Origin of the sequence: Lacrimispora struthionigena (assembly GCF_048627165.1) — a bacterium.
Lineage (GTDB): Bacteria > Bacillota > Clostridia > Lachnospirales > Lachnospiraceae > Lacrimispora.
This window is the reverse complement of record NZ_JBMBWP010000001.1, coordinates 321,627-336,202: the sequence shown is the minus strand read 5'-3', so window position 1 is coordinate 336,202 and position 14,576 is coordinate 321,627. Positions and strand designations below refer to the sequence as shown.

Here is a 14,576-nt window from a genome sequence, read left to right as displayed (position 1 = left end):
TTAGCCCCTTAACCTTTCTATATCCACTCCGCCCTTAATCAGCTCTAAGTCTTCTCTGTCATATCCGGTACTCACCATAACTGCTCCGGTTGTCAGCCACATGACAATCAGTCCGCATATTTTTTGAATCATCAGGATCAGTAAATATGCGCTGATTTCCTCTTTTTTAAAGCTTTGCTTCATGGACTCTGTCAGGAACCGCTCAGCTTCTGATCCCACTGGAACGTTATTTAAAACCTCTTTTTTTAATATTCCATACTGTTTCATGGTCTGATAGTAGGCCACCGCAGATTCGATTCTCCGTTTCTCTTCCTTTGCCTCTGCTGTGGTGTACCCGCCTGCATAGATTACAGGTGCACAGCCTGTTAATCCGGCAATTCTTTCTCTTAGCTTCTGCTTGTCATAATAATTGGTTTTCGGATCCCGAATCCGTTCTTCTATTGCCTCAATTCGTTTGCAAATCCGGCTGTTATCCGTATTTCCTTTTATAATTGTGTAGGAACCAGCCGCTGTCACCGCCTTTGCCCGTCCCAGCATGGCCGGAGATACTTCTTCCATTGTGCATGGGTAAATGCCGTCAAAAACCACCGTATCCGTATATACCGCAGCGTCCTCCAAAAGATCCTCTTTTCTCCTGCCAATTCCCGGTGCCTTCATGGCTCTTACGTGAATGCGGTTCTGCTTTACATTTGTATTCAAAAGAGTCAGAGCCTCCCCCTCTATCCCGTCAGCCAGAATGAATAAATTCTGCTGTTGAGCCTTCTGAAGAAGAGGATAGATGCTTGAAAAGGAAGTGATTGGATTTTTTACAATCAGAACAAGCGGATCGGATACGGTTCCTTCTTCCCCCACTGTCAAACCGCCATCAAGACGCATTCCTCTGGTGATTTCAAGCTTTGTTTTCCCGAACATGGAATCTTTTACAACCACTTCTCCCACGTTGGTGCCATCCACCACCATTTGGGCAGTCTCCCGGTCTTTGGTGATGGCTTCCACCAGATCCCCGCCTGCATCAGACAGGGGAATGGCGTTTTCACGAACAAAGTCTTCCAGGGTTTTCGCTGCTGCTTTCAACTCCCTGGCCAGAAGTACCGGGCTGATTCCAGATGCCGATTTTCTTTCACAATATGCCAAAAGCTCCGCCGTCAGACGGGCTGACTCTCCGGTTCCGCAGCCTGCTGTCTGATTGATCTCACTAATGGCGGCTGCACAAAGGCGGATTCCCTGGTTGAAATATAGATCGCTACCCTCAAGTTTTCCTGCCACCTCCGCAGCAGAAAAGCTGAAAGTTCCATTTACCAGCACCTGTCCTTCCAGGGAAAGAACGCGGCAGAGACTTAAAATTCCTTCTGCCAGTTTTTTTCTGCCATCTTCAAATTTAATCTTCCGAATCATTTCTCTTTCCTCCATTCATTATGGATTTTAAAAGATTTTCCCCTTTTTTTATGTCCTGGCTGCTGACACTTAGATCAAATTTACGGGCTGCACTATGGACAAATTCATACAGGTTGCAATTTCCTGCCCGTTCTCCAATTCCAAGCAGCGTTCCATCTACCATATCTGCTCCTGAAAGTGCCATAACCATGGAATTGGCCACTGCCATTCCAAAGTCATTATGTTCATGAACCTCAATCATAATTCCTGTCTGCTTTATTTCCCGCACCAGCTCCCCTGCCCGCCTGGGAAACAACACACCAACTGTATCTGCAAGTCGAATGGTCTCCACTCCCTGCTGTTTCATCAGACGGATTAAAGAGACTAAAAATGCCACATCTGCTCTTGAGGCATCTTCCAGACCTACAGTAATTGGTATGTTATAATTCCTGGCAACCTCAATACATTCCTGCAGGGAATTTTCTATCCATTTTTTATTTTTTCCTAACTTATTGTAAATCTGCGCGTAGGACACCGGAGTGCCGATATGAATTAAATCCGGTTTCTGCCTGGCTGATTCTTCCACATTTCCAGGGTTTAATTTAGACCAGAGAGAGATGACGGCCTGCTTTTTCTTTTTCATGATTTCGCTGATATAATGAACGCCCTCTGTCCCCACGTCGTAGATCCCCGCTTCAATTTCAGAAACACCAATACGATCCAGAAACAAAGCCAGACGTACCTTGTCAGAAGGAGAGAATACGATACCTGGGCACTGTTCGCCATCCCGAAGAGTGGTATCAACTATTTTGATTCGCCTTTTCATACTTATCACACTCACTCATCATTGTTAAAAACTCTTCATCAGTTACTTCCCCGCCCTTTTTAATACTGAGCCGTTTTACCTTTTCCAGAAGATGCTCCACCGGATAACAATCTTCCATGTGATACTGTTTCAGCTTATACCTTATGGACGTACCACCGGAATGCTTTCCCAGAATCACCTTTCTGGATGCTCCCACAAGTTCCGGAGGAAAGGACTCGTAATTGGATGGTTTTTTCAAAACCCCATCCACATGCAGCCCGGATTCTATATAAAAGATCTTTCTACCGATAACAGGCGTATGACCCGGTATCTGAGTATTTGTTATGGTTTCAAAGAGACTGCGTAAGTCTGCCAGCTTCTCAAAGCTGTTGTTGGGTTTAAATCGCTCCACCACTCTCATGGCCAGAATAACCTGTTCCGTGGCAGCCTTGTTTCCAATCCCGGTAAAAGTGGTCATCACTGTTCCGTTATGATGATTTTGTAAATAATCCGCCGCAATGGCAGAAGCACAATAGCAGGAATTTTCCGGATACAGAATGGGGGAAGCCTGGATTAAAAGTTTCATTCCCCGTTCATAAATATCACGGCTTTCATAGATGAGTAAATCATCCAGCCCAGTAAGCCTTAAGCTGCTGTCTGTTCTGGCACCTTCCAGCCCTTTTAGCTCTGATACATCATTGACCTGTATATTGCGTATGTACTTTCCAGTACCATCGCAAAAAGAGGAGAGAAAATAATGAATTCCCGGATATTTCCCGCTTTCCGATGGACTGGGAAGTTCCATATACCAGGTGAGTCCCTGGGGTAAGTCGCCCTGCATCAGCTGGTAGACTCTTGGGGTCAGCACAGCTCCCCATATGCAAAGACTCTCTAACGTCTTTGCAAACTCGTAAACCAGTTCCTTCTTTAACGGATATTCCTCCAGCATTGTCAGTGTGGCATCAATGATTTTAATCAACAGCATACCCTCCTTTTTCCCGTGCTCCCTTCTGCGTCATTCCAGGTACTAAATCATTAAATCACGTACAGGTTTTCCCCCTTCAAAATGCTCATCAAAAATGCGTTCCACATCGTCTCCGGATACATTGCCGTACCAGACTCCTTCCGGATAAACAACTACAACAGGACCCTTGTCACAGATTCCAAAGCACCCGGTGTTGCTGATCACTACTTCTCCGGACATCTCTCTGTCTTCAATCTCCTGCATAAAGGTCTGGATTAAATCCACCGCTCCTTTTTGAAAACACATCCCTTTTTGTGTTCCGTTAATTCTGCAGCTTGTGCAGATAAATACATGATATTTTGGCTGTACCATCTTTCTCCTCCTCTTACATGGCTTCCGCCGCTTTTTTAACCGCATCTTCAATCATGTCATAGGTGTTTACCGGCTTTATCCCCAGTTTCGCCAGCTTTTTCGTTGGCTCCATGCCGATGCGCATGGCAATGACTCCGTTGCAGCCATTTAACGCAGCTATAATCCGTTCTATTTTATCCTCTTTATCTCCGCATTCCTCTTCCCCCTGACAATACTGCTCTACACTTCGTTTCCCCGCAAACCGGACTTCCCCATTCCGGTAATCATATAAATAAAACTCCTTTGCGTGACCAAAGTGGGTATCGACTACCACCCCGCTCTTGGAAGCGACTGCAAACCGGTAGCTTTGGGATACAGGTACAAAGGTCTGCTTTTCCTCTCCTAAGAATCCCTTTAGCTGTATGGATTTATCATCCGTTAAGGTTCCGACTGCATCAGCCCTGCAATGCTGGCAGTGATACATCTGGGGCATGATCTCTTCACATTGTTTCCGAATCTCATTTAACTGCTTATTTGAAACAGGTTCCACATACTCCAGCGCGCTTCCCTTTACCGGAATCATCTGCATAATATTGGTGATAAAGCATCCCAGGGATTTGACGGTCTTTACTACCTCCGGCACATGACTGTCATTGATTCCCTTCACTGTAACGATATTGACTTTTACCAGAATATCATTGGCAATTAAAAGTCTGATACCTGCAAGCTGGTTTGCTACCATGAGTGCTCCTGCTGCATCACCGGTGTATTCCCTGCCCATAAACCGGATATACTGATACATCTGTCCGCTGATATGGGGATCCACCGCATTCATGGTCACTGTTACATGGGAAACTCCCAGTTCCTTTAGTTCCTGGGCATACATGGGAAGCTTTAACCCATTGGTGGAAAGGCAGAAGGTCACTTCCGGATCCTGCTTCCTTATGAGCTCAAAGACCTTTCTGACATTCTCCCAGTTTTCCAGCGCTTCTCCCGGTCCGGCTATGCCAACTACGGTTAAATTGGGCATTTTTTCCTTTACTGATACATACCTCTCCAGCGCTTCCTCCGGTGATAAAATAGCAGAAGTGACTCCGGGACGGCTTTCGTTTGGACAGTCAAATTTTCTTACGCAGTAGCCGCACTGTACATTACAGGCAGGGGCTACCGGAAGATGAATCCTGGCAAACTGATGAGCCTGACAATTATAGCAGGGGTGCTCTTTTGTCTTGCGCTTCATGATCTCTTGTGGAGTTTCAGAAACCTTTTTATGATCAATGGCTGTGTCTTTATAGTAGGTGTCATATAAGGTCTCACGGAATGTGGTTTCAACGGTATCAATTAACTGATTTGCAATCTCATCCATATATTCCACGGAGCCCTCATATCCCAGCATTTTTAACCGCTGACCGCCTACATGGTCATGAATGGGAAACCCTCTTCGAACCAGGGGAAGATGTAAATCTTCTGCAATGCGTCTTCCATCTGAGCTTCCTGCAAGAATATTGGCTTTATAGGTGAGAATCATATCCTCAATGTCCTTAAAGTCTGCTTTATCTGCAATTTTATACTCATCCACCAGATACAGACCTGCGAGATTTTCAATCTCCGGTCTGATCAGTCCGTCAAGCTCCGGACTTGCCGATCCCGCCGCACAGACAACCGGCATAATTCCGCATTCACACATCATGCGCACGGTGGAATATACCAGATCCGGCTCCCCAAATACAGCGGCTCTCCCTGAAGAATGATATTTATGGGAATCAATCATGGCATCCAAATAGCGTCCTCTTTCTTTTTTCAGCTCTTCTGGAATTTCATTACCGGAAATACGGGAAAGTGCGTCTAAAAATGCATCCGTATCTCTTAAACCTGTTGGCAGGGACAGGCGCTCATAAGGAACTCCATATGTTTCTGACAGATATTCTCCCACGGAATTCTTATGGTGAAATGCAGTTAATTCCAGAGTAAACCTTGCTCCCCCCATCCTTTTTAACAGAGCCAGGTCCGTTCCCTCATGTGGAAGCCGGTTGTAATGCGGATCGTGTGCCCCGTCTAAATTATCGGATAAGTCAGGAAGAAGAATGGCGTCAATCCCAAAAAGGGTGAGCATCCTCTTTAAATATCTGGTATCTGCCGGGCTTATGGGCGCTGTAATTATATTTACCAGATTATTCTTTTCTCTCTCCATTTTAATAGAAGAAACAATGGCGTAAAGAGCTGCGAAATACCCCTCATACTGACTTCCGCCGTATCCGGGAGAGTGGCATGGAATCAGCGTAATATCTGCGTACCCCGGATTTTCTTCCAGAAAGGACTGAAGGATTCCCGGAACATCCTCTCCGATGGTCTCCGCAAGACAGGTGGTCATGACACCAATAATTTCCGGATGGTAAAGCTCTATTAAATTCTTTAATCCCTTTTTTAGATTTTCACTGCCGCCGTAAACCGTTCCCTGTTCCGTCAGGGAGGAGGAAGCGATATCCACCGGTTCGTTGTAGTGAGTTGCCATATGACGACGGATATAGGTCGCACACCCCTGAGAGCCATGAAGGATCGTCATACAGTTCTTCAGACCGTAAAAAGCAGTTGCGCTGCCCATTGGCATACACATTTTACAGGGATTGATATTTAGATTTACCAGAGGTTTTATTTCACTTTTCATCGTCACTCCGCCTTTCTGTCAGCTGATATAGCCCCATACCGGACTGTTTATGCTTTTATTGATTTCCATGGTGAAATTGACCACCCCTTCAAAACCAGCCAACGGGAACTTTCTTTCATGGTTGTGATCGCAAAATGCGATTCCCAGCTTATAGGCAAGAGGCCGTTCTTTCACACCTCCCACCAGAATATCCGCTCCCTTTTCTTTCATAAAAGTTTCCAGCTCCGCCGGATTGGCATCGTCAAGAATGATGGTATCCGATTTCACCAGACTTTCAATTACCTCATAATCTTCCTTTTTCCCCGTCTGGGTTCCAACCACCACAGTCTCCATCCCCATAGCCTGAAACTGCCGAATGAGAGAGATGGCCTTAAATCCCCCGCCTACGTAGATGGCCGCCTTTTTCCCCTCCAGATTTTTTCGGTACCGGCCTAAGAATTTTTCAAGCTCCTCCGCTTTCTTTTTGCAAAATTCCACCGCCTTTTTTCTTGCCAGTTCATTTCCAAGAGCCTCCGCCGTCCGGATTAAGGAAGTGGTGGTATCCTCGATTCCAAAGAAACTGACCTTTATAAATGGAATTCCAAATTCCTCTTCCATACGGTTTGCCAGATAGGTGCTGGAGCCTGCACACTGGACTATATTTAATGAAGCCTTCGGTGCTTCAATCATATCCTCATAGCAGGTATCACCAGTAAAACCGGAGATTACATCAATCCCTATTTCCCTGAAATAATTTTTAATAATCCACATCTCTCCTGCCAGATTAAAATCTCCTAACAGGTTAATGGCATTTCTTTTTTCTTCACTTTTGTGAGGCAGAAGTACGTTCATAATGGCATCACACGCCATCCGGTATCCGGTGGATTTATTGCCGGAGAAGCCTGGAGACTTTACAGGTATCACCGGAATATGATACTGCTCTGATTTCATCTTACATAAGGCCTCCACATCGTCTCCGATTACGCCTACAATGCAGGTGGCATAGATAAAAATCAGCTTTACGTTGTCTTCCTTTTCCATCAGCTCATCCACTGCTGCCTCAAGCTTTCGGATTCCGCCAAATATAATATCCGTTTCCTGTAAATCCGTAGAAAAGCTGTTTCTGTAAATATCCTCCCCGCTTGTTAAGGATCCTCTGATATCCCAGGTATAGCTGGAACATCCGATGGGACCGTGAACAATGTGATAAGCATCGGTAATTGGATTTAAAACAACCCTGGCTCCGCAGTATACACAGGCCCGCTGAGACACAGAACCGGATACACTGTTGCTGTCACATGAAATTTTGCCCCCCTGGCCATTGCACCCGTCTTTTATCACAATGGAACTTTTCCTGGCATCCAATACATTCCTGTTGCTGTTCTCCGTTTCCATGATCATACTCCTTTCAAAGACCCGCCATTTTAAACAGAAATAGGGAGGGGTCGGTTCCCTCCCTGGTTCCATTCACTTACTAATTTACATAACTACATCAAAATCTTCGTCGGCCGCATCCCGGTCCTTCCGGTCCATCATGGCATCTACAATTTTTTCCGTATACCGGATTGCACCTGCATATCCCACCGTAGCCTGTATTGGATTTCCATAGCGGTCCAGTACCGGAAATCCCATACGTACCAGCGGAATATCTTCTGCTTTTGCAATTTGTTTTCCATAGCTGGAACCCAAGAGAAGATCCACGGACTCATTTTTAATCAGCTGATGAAGGTAAAACAAATCCGTGTCTGCCTTCACCACATATTCACTTTCATCCACCCCATACTGATCCATCAGCTCTTTGATTTCTTTCTCCCAGTGAGCTTTTGGGGTACCGGTTATAATATATTTAGGAGTCATTCCCAGTTCCAGACACAAGGCGGTGAAGCCGTATACAATGTCAGGATCTCCGTAGATAGCCGCTTTCTTCTTATATACATACTGATGAGAATCCAGCATTAAATCCACCAGTCTGCCCCGCTCATCTTCCAGCTCTTTTGGAACTTCTTTTTTTGTAAATTTCTGAAGTTCCAGTATATATTGATCTGTCAGCTTGACGCCTACAGGGACTGGAATATTGGAAAAAGGAACTTTGTATTCCTTCTTTAAATGCTCCGACGGTTCCAGGGAACAGTAGATTCCCATAGAAATCAGTTTCTCACAATCTCCCAGCGCCTCAATGTCTTTGGCTTTGGTTCCTGCATGATCATGGAAATACTCATTCTTTCCATCCATCGGGTGATCTAAGGTTCCGTCATGATCAGGAAAATAAATATATTTTGCACCCATCAGTCCTGCAATCCGCTTTAATTCCCTGTCATCACCAGGATTCACCCAGCCGGGGAAAATGGCTACTTTTCCATTGGGTGTTCCGGTTTTCTTCGTCATATACTTCATGAATCCGATCATCATGTTGGAGAATCCCTGGATATGGGAACCTTCATAGGAAGGTGTACTGGCATAAAGAACTGTTTTTCCCTCCGGAATTTCCATATCCATTATATAAGAACCAACGTCATCACCAATGGTCTCAGACAGACAGGTGGTGTGAATTGCCATAATATCCGGTTTATAGATATCAAAGACATTCTTCATTGCAGTTGTAATATTGCTGCGTCCTCCGAATACCGATGCGCCCTCTGTAAAGGAACTTGACGAAGCGATGGCTGGTTCCTTGAAGTGCCGGCTTAACACCGTTCTGTGATAGGAGCAGCACCCTTGTGATCCATGGGAGTGAGGCATGCACTTTTCGGCGCCCAGAGCGCAGAACATTGCGCCTACCGGCTCACAGGTTTTGCAGGGATTGATGGTCATATGACGATTTTCCATAATTTCTTTTGGTGTTAATTCAAGCATCAGCCAGCACCTCCTAACGTTCCTTCTAACATTGGCATGGTTTTCCACGGCGGTTTCACCAGCGACCAGGCGTTGGTATAAAGGCTCATGGTCACATCTCTTCCAAAGTTTACTGCTCCCCGAAAGCCTGCATACGGTCCGGAGTAATCATAGGAATGCATCTGGCGGGATACCACTCCGCCATGCTGTATGGCATATTTATCCTTAATTCCGGAAAAGAAAATGTCTGGTTTATACTGTTCAATCAGCTGGTCCGTTTCGAACATATTATAGTCATCAACTACCATATAGCCTTTCTTCATATCTTTCATCATTCCGTCGTAAGTATCAAGCTCAACACCCTGGCTTCGCAGACTTACCAATTCGTCCATGGAATACCGGTCATCATATCCCACTGCTCTCTCCACCGAGATCTCCTCGATGTTTTTTGAATCTGCATCTGCCTTAATCTGGGGAATAATTTCCCGCCCTTCATAATCATCCCGGTGGGCAAATTCATACCCTGCAATGGTGGTTTCCATACCAAAATCCCTTAAAAGCATCTGATAATGATGGGAACGTGAGCCTCCAACAAAGATTCCGGCTGTTTTCCCCTTTAATTTGGATTTGTAAAACTCCATATCCTCATTGATTTCCGCCAGTTCCTCAGCAATCACTTCCTCCGTGCGTTTCGTAAGCTCCGGATCATTGAAATACTTTGCCATCATACGCAGTGATTTGGATGTTGCCCCTACACCGATGAAATTTACTTTCAGCCAGTCAACCCCATATTTTGTCTTCATCATCTCCGCTATGTAATTAATAGAACGATGGCACATAACAAGATTTAAATCTGCCAGGTGGGAATTTTTTAAGGTTTCGTAGGAACCGTCGCCGGTAAACACAGAAACCACTTCATAACCAATCTTTTTTAAGATCCGTTCCTGTTCCCAGCCGTCGCCTCCGATGTTGTATTCGCCTAAGATATTTACACTGTATTTTCCTTTGGGGGCTTCTTCCCCTTTTCCGATTACATATCGCATCAGTCCGTTGTTTGCAATGTGATGACCGGCTGACTGGGAAACTCCCTTATAGCCTTCGCAGGAATACCCGATTGCAGTAATACCGTATTTTTCTTCCACTCTTTTTGCCACGGCCTGCACATCGTCACCAATCAGACCAATGGGGCAGGTGGAGCAGATGAAAATACACTTGGGATGGAAAAGCTGCATGATTTCATCAATTCCCTCTTCCAGTTTCTTCTCTCCTCCAAATACAATGTCCGATGCCCTCATATCGGTACAAAAGGAATATGGAACAAAATTGGGCTCGCCTTCATAGGAAGACCTGGCTTTGTTCCTTCTGGTTCCCCAGGAATAGAAGGCGCAGCCAATGGGACCGTGTGTAATAACCACAGAATCCTTAACCGGTCCTACCACAACGCCCTTACAGCCTGCATAGCAGCATCCTCGTGCAGTGATAATTCCCGGTATTGCCCTGGTATTTGCTGTAATCTCATCCGGATTTTCTCCAAATTCCAGCTGAGTGATATGACTTTTTCTATTTTTAAAGATTCTGGAAGAATATTTATCCAGCAATAAATCTCGTTCCTTTGACATTTCCCTCACCTCCTGTCAATATGCCTCTTTTGTGCACTCACCGCTTCTGACGGTGTAAGCCTCATAGATTGGCAGCACAAATATTTTTCCGTCTCCGGGATTTCCTGTCTGGTTGGTTTTGATCAGGATATCCACCACATCCTTCACCTGCTGGTCTTCTACAATCAGGGTGACCAGTCGTTTTGGAATCCAGCGGAAGGACTCTGTTAAATACTCCCCTTTGGGAGACATGGGAAGCTCTCCTGTTTCCAGAACAAGGGATAAAAGCTCGGGATCAATCCGTTTCTTTCCTCTTCCTAATACCGGTCTGCAGGTCAGTGCAGGAAATCCGCCTTCTGCCAGAGCTTTTTTCGTGGGGTTTATCTTATTCACCCGGATAAATGCCATTACTTCTTTCATAGCAATCGTTCCTCCTAAAGTCCCTGCTTTCCTGTACTGATGGTGTAGGCATCTTCTACCGGAGATACAAAGATACGTCCGTCTCCGTAATTGCCCTCCCCTGTTCTTGCAGTTCTCATAATCACCCTGACTAAATCATCCTTGTCTTCATCGCTGCAGAAAAATAACAGCATTTCTTTTGGAATCTCATCGTAGTGAACATCTCCTACTGTAATTCCTTTTTGTTTGCCACGTCCATATACATCCATCTTTGTCACAGCCTGAAATCCTGCTTCTGAGGCTTCCTTCATAACATAATCCGCTTTTTCCGGCCTGATAATCGCTCTCACCAGTAACATAATATTTTCTCCTCTCCTGACCCCTTAGTCCATAACTCCGTACTGCATTAAAATTTCTTCCAGTTCATCGATTTTCATTGGATTTGGAATGACAAACATTTCATTGGCATCCACCTTTCTTGCCAGCGTACGGTATTCATCTGCCTGAGGTTCTTCAGGAGAAAAATCTATAACCGTTCTTTTTCTGATTTCTGCCCTCTGCACCGCATTGTCACGAGGTACAAAATGAATCATCTGAGTGCCGATCTTGGCTGCCACAGCCTCCACAAGATCCTGCTCCTTATCTACCTTTCTGGAGTTACAGATGAGACCTCCAAGCCTGACCCCGCCGGTCTTTGCATACTTGGTAATTCCTTTGGAAATGTTATTTGCTGCATAAAGAGCCATCATCTCGCCGGAACATACAATATAAATTTCCTGTGCCTTTCCTTCCCGGATCGGCATTGCAAAGCCTCCGCACACGACATCACCAAGAACATCATAGAATACATAGTCCAGATCGTCGGTATAGGCACCCAGCTGCTCTAACAGATTAATGGAAGTGATAATGCCCCGTCCTGCACAGCCAACTCCTGGCTCCGGTCCGCCGGACTCCACGCCTTTGATTTTGCCGTAGCCTTCTTTTAAAACCGCATCCAGTTCAATGTCGTCGCCTTCGTCACGAAGGGTATCAAGTACTGTCTTCTGCGCCAGACCGCCTAAAACCAGTCTGGTGGAGTCTGCTTTGGGATCACAGCCCACGATCATAATGTGCTTTCCCATCTCTGCCAGACCTGCTGTTAAGTTCTGGGTTGTTGTTGATTTACCGATACCGCCTTTTCCATAGATAGCAACCTGTCTCATAACCAATTCCTCCTTACATAAAAGAAGAGGCGGAAGGCAGATCTCGCACAGATCCTGCCATTCCACCTCTTTGTGAATAGAAAATGAAAAAGTAACCTTAAAGTTTTGTCGACGACTTAGGTTGCTATCACTATATATGTTTTCATCATTGAATTCAATACAACACAATGCACAAATATAAATCTTTTAATCCGTTATTTACAGTATTTTATACAAACTAATGCTTGTTATCTAAAAATTATTCCATCTAAAAAAATAACAGCATGCCAGTGCGCGCTGTAATTTTGAAAAGGAGCCGTAACCGGCCCCCTCCTCTATGCTGTCCTATGAATCAATCCCTACCATAACAGAAGTGGCCTTGATGATGGCGTATGCATCTGACCCAACTTCCAGTTTTAAATCATTCACTGATGCCATAGAGATCGTGGCGGATATAAAATTACCCCCTCCGATGTCTATGGTCACAATTGCATTCACTGCACCGGACTGAATTTCTACGACCTTTCCCTTTAACTGATTTCTGGCACTTATTTTCATGTGACCAGCCCCCTCTCAATGGTATTATTTTCTTCATAATAATTATCTTTCTCACATTTGTCAATCTATTTCAAAAATACCTAATAAAATTAAGACAAAAGCAAAAGATCTTCCTTGGGGAATTTTAAATATAATGGGATTGTCTCCGTTTCTTCCGTTTCGTATTCTTTCTTTTCTCTAATCCACCAGATTTTTGAAGATGACAGCCGGGATGCATTCTGAACTAAGTATTGCTGTTGAAAGGTGGTATGGGCACTTCCTGCCAGAGAAATTTTCATTGTATTCTCTTCCTTAGGATCACTGGCCGGAACCAGATTATGGCCTCTGATCCCGATATAGCGTATGGAGTCTCCAATTGGTTCGATCGTCCTCAGTCTGATATCCCAATCCTGGGCGTAAAGTTCATATTCACTGATTCGTTCTATTGGCGAGATATTTTTACAGCCAGTCAGTCTGGCTGCCTCCACTTTTAATGGTTTTCGAAAGATATCCTTTGTAAGTCCTTTTACTACAGGTTTGCCATTGGACAACAGAATCATATGATCACAGAACCGGTAAATCTCATCTCTGGAATGGGAAACAAATAAAACATCTCCATGAAACTCCTTTAACAGTTCCAGCATTTCCAGCTGAAGAGTATCTTTTAAAAATCCATCCAGAGCGGAAAATGGCTCATCCAGCAAAATCATCTCCGGCTTACATAAAAGCATCCGTGCCAGCGCCACACGCTGCTGCTGACCGCCTGACAACTGGGAGGGTAGCCGTTTTTCCAGACCTTTTAACTGAAAACGTTCTATCTGTTCCAAAACCTGAATCTCTTTTTCCTTTCCCCTGCCTGTCAGAGAAATTTTTAAATTTTCCTCTACTGTCATGGTGGGAAACAGTGCATAGTTCTGAAACAGATAACCCACATGGCGTTCTCTTGCCGGCAGATTAATGCCTTTTTCAGAATCATAAAGCACCCTGCCATTGTGAACAATCCTGCCGCTGTCTGGTTTTTCAATACCTGCCACACATTTTAGAGTCATGCTTTTTCCACATCCGGAAGCCCCTAATATTCCCATGCAGCTGCCGTCTGTTTCAAATTCCACTTCCAGATTGAAACCATGGAATTTTTTTACGATCTTTGCTTTCAATGACATATCAGGCCCACCCGCTTCCATTGTTAAAATTTTTCCCTGATATTATGTTCATAGCCGCTACAATGACGAAGGATAAAAGAACAATGACCAGGACCCAGAATCCTGCCGTATCCCAGTTACCCGCAGTCACTTCCGTAGCAATGGCTACTGACACAGTTCTCGTCTTGCCCAGAATATTTCCTGCCAGCATGGTAGTGGCTCCGTACTCTCCTATGGCTCTTGCGAAGGATAACACTGTGCCCGATGCAAGCCCGGGGGCGGCGATTGGAACTACGATCTTCCAGAAAATTTTTCGTTCTGACAAACCAAGGGTTCTACCTGCCTGAATCATGGTTACATCCACCTGTTCAAAAGCCGCTCTGGCATTGCGGTACATAAGGGGGAAGGCTATGACAAATGCCGCCATAACACATCCCGGCCAGGTCTGCACCAGCTTTAAATCAAAGTTTTCAAGAAGATATCTTCCAAATGGCCGGCGCAGACTGAAGATTAAAAGAAGAAAAAAGCCTGCTACCGTTGGAGGCAGCACCAGGGGAAGTGTAAGGATTCCGTCCGCAATGGCTTTTGCAGTGTTATTTAATTTCATGATCTGCCTGGCTGCTCCGATTCCTAAAAAGAAGGTCAGTACAGTCGCTACAATTCCTGTTTTCAACGACAGGTAAAGAGGACTCCAGTCGATGGTCTTTAATAATTCCCCCAATGCATTTCACCTCCTTCTCACTGCTGGT

General features: G+C 44.9%; 14 protein-coding genes. All 14 read right to left on the bottom strand.

The features are described from left to right. Positions 1 to 1,395, bottom strand: coding sequence for a TCP-1/cpn60 chaperonin family protein (locus ACOAOT_RS01545; protein WP_420215335.1), 1,395 nt, complete (start codon positions 1,393 to 1,395; stop codon positions 1 to 3). Next, a complete protein-coding gene (locus ACOAOT_RS01540) occupies positions 1,379 to 2,200 on the bottom strand; it encodes a hydroxymethylglutaryl-CoA lyase-like TIM-barrel protein (protein ID WP_420215334.1) in 822 nt (273 codons plus the stop codon). The genes ACOAOT_RS01545 and ACOAOT_RS01540 overlap by 17 nt, the downstream gene beginning before the upstream one ends. Further along, positions 2,175 to 3,158: a homocitrate synthase/isopropylmalate synthase family protein gene (locus ACOAOT_RS01535; RefSeq protein WP_420215333.1), complete on the bottom strand. Its 984-nt coding sequence runs from the start codon at positions 3,156 to 3,158 to the stop codon at positions 2,175 to 2,177. The genes ACOAOT_RS01540 and ACOAOT_RS01535 overlap by 26 nt, the downstream gene beginning before the upstream one ends. A 48-nt stretch (positions 3,159 to 3,206) precedes the next feature. Continuing rightward, the gene (locus ACOAOT_RS01530) at positions 3,207 to 3,515 is read right to left on the bottom strand and encodes a 2Fe-2S ferredoxin (RefSeq protein ID WP_349667783.1); all 309 of its coding nucleotides are present in this window, start codon (positions 3,513 to 3,515) and stop codon (positions 3,207 to 3,209) included. Positions 3,516 to 3,528: 13 nt separating this feature from the next. Then, positions 3,529 to 6,159, bottom strand: coding sequence for a nitrogenase component 1 (locus ACOAOT_RS01525; protein ID WP_420215332.1), 2,631 nt, complete (start codon positions 6,157 to 6,159; stop codon positions 3,529 to 3,531). 18 nt (positions 6,160 to 6,177) lie between these two features. Next, entirely contained in the window at positions 6,178 to 7,533 is a 1,356-nt protein-coding gene (nifE, locus tag ACOAOT_RS01520) for a nitrogenase iron-molybdenum cofactor biosynthesis protein NifE (RefSeq protein WP_420215331.1), read from the bottom strand. An 84-nt stretch (positions 7,534 to 7,617) separates the two neighbouring features. Next, positions 7,618 to 8,991 (bottom strand): nitrogenase component 1, encoded by a 1,374-nt coding sequence (locus tag ACOAOT_RS01515; RefSeq protein ID WP_420215330.1) that lies wholly within the window; start codon positions 8,989 to 8,991, stop codon positions 7,618 to 7,620. Continuing rightward, positions 8,991 to 10,589, bottom strand: a complete 1,599-nt coding sequence (locus ACOAOT_RS01510; protein ID WP_420215329.1) for a nitrogenase component I subunit alpha — start codon at positions 10,587 to 10,589, stop codon at positions 8,991 to 8,993. Before ACOAOT_RS01510 ends, ACOAOT_RS01515 begins: the two co-directional genes overlap by 1 nt. A gap of 15 nt (positions 10,590 to 10,604) precedes the next feature. Next, positions 10,605 to 10,988 carry a P-II family nitrogen regulator gene (locus ACOAOT_RS01505; protein ID WP_420215328.1) on the bottom strand — a complete coding sequence of 128 codons (384 nt, stop codon included), beginning with the start codon at positions 10,986 to 10,988 and terminating at the stop codon, positions 10,605 to 10,607. Between the two features lie 14 nt (positions 10,989 to 11,002). Beyond that, positions 11,003 to 11,326, bottom strand: coding sequence for a P-II family nitrogen regulator (locus ACOAOT_RS01500; RefSeq protein WP_349667777.1), 324 nt, complete (start codon positions 11,324 to 11,326; stop codon positions 11,003 to 11,005). A gap of 24 nt (positions 11,327 to 11,350) precedes the next feature. Further along, positions 11,351 to 12,169, bottom strand: coding sequence for a nitrogenase iron protein (nifH, locus tag ACOAOT_RS01495; protein WP_491711663.1), 819 nt, complete (start codon positions 12,167 to 12,169; stop codon positions 11,351 to 11,353). Between the two features lie 324 nt (positions 12,170 to 12,493). After that, positions 12,494 to 12,706: a TOBE domain-containing protein gene (locus ACOAOT_RS01490; protein WP_349667775.1), complete on the bottom strand. Its 213-nt coding sequence runs from the start codon at positions 12,704 to 12,706 to the stop codon at positions 12,494 to 12,496. An 89-nt stretch (positions 12,707 to 12,795) separates the two neighbouring features. Further along, entirely contained in the window at positions 12,796 to 13,848 is a 1,053-nt protein-coding gene (locus tag ACOAOT_RS01485; protein WP_420215327.1) for a sulfate/molybdate ABC transporter ATP-binding protein, read from the bottom strand. A 1-nt stretch (position 13,849) separates the two neighbouring features. Further along, positions 13,850 to 14,548 (bottom strand): molybdate ABC transporter permease subunit, encoded by a 699-nt coding sequence (modB, locus tag ACOAOT_RS01480; RefSeq protein WP_420215326.1) that lies wholly within the window; start codon positions 14,546 to 14,548, stop codon positions 13,850 to 13,852. Positions 14,549 to 14,576 lie beyond the last annotated feature (28 nt).

Bases quoted from the DNA above. Each gene is read 5' to 3' on its own strand.
- ACOAOT_RS01515 (WP_420215330.1), bottom strand. From the start codon at position 8,991: ATGCTTGAATTAACACCAAAAGAAATTATGGAAAATCGTCATATGACC.
- ACOAOT_RS01485 (WP_420215327.1), bottom strand. From the start codon at position 13,848: ATGTCATTGAAAGCAAAGATCGTAAAAAAATTCCATGGTTTCAATCTG.
- nifH (WP_491711663.1), bottom strand. From the start codon at position 12,169: ATGAGACAGGTTGCTATCTATGGAAAAGGCGGTATCGGTAAATCAACA.
- ACOAOT_RS01540 (WP_420215334.1), bottom strand. From the start codon at position 2,200: ATGAAAAGGCGAATCAAAATAGTTGATACCACTCTTCGGGATGGCGAA.
- ACOAOT_RS01505 (WP_420215328.1), bottom strand. From the start codon at position 10,988: ATGAAAGAAGTAATGGCATTTATCCGGGTGAATAAGATAAACCCCACG.
- nifE (WP_420215331.1), bottom strand. From the start codon at position 7,533: ATGGAAACGGAGAACAGCAACAGGAATGTATTGGATGCCAGGAAAAGT.
- ACOAOT_RS01545 (WP_420215335.1), bottom strand. From the start codon at position 1,395: ATGATTCGGAAGATTAAATTTGAAGATGGCAGAAAAAAACTGGCAGAA.
- ACOAOT_RS01510 (WP_420215329.1), bottom strand. From the start codon at position 10,589: ATGTCAAAGGAACGAGATTTATTGCTGGATAAATATTCTTCCAGAATC.
- ACOAOT_RS01490 (WP_349667775.1), bottom strand. From the start codon at position 12,706: ATGAAAATAAGTGCCAGAAATCAGTTAAAGGGAAAGGTCGTAGAAATT.
- ACOAOT_RS01530 (WP_349667783.1), bottom strand. From the start codon at position 3,515: ATGGTACAGCCAAAATATCATGTATTTATCTGCACAAGCTGCAGAATT.
- ACOAOT_RS01525 (WP_420215332.1), bottom strand. From the start codon at position 6,159: ATGAAAAGTGAAATAAAACCTCTGGTAAATCTAAATATCAATCCCTGT.
- ACOAOT_RS01500 (WP_349667777.1), bottom strand. From the start codon at position 11,326: ATGTTACTGGTGAGAGCGATTATCAGGCCGGAAAAAGCGGATTATGTT.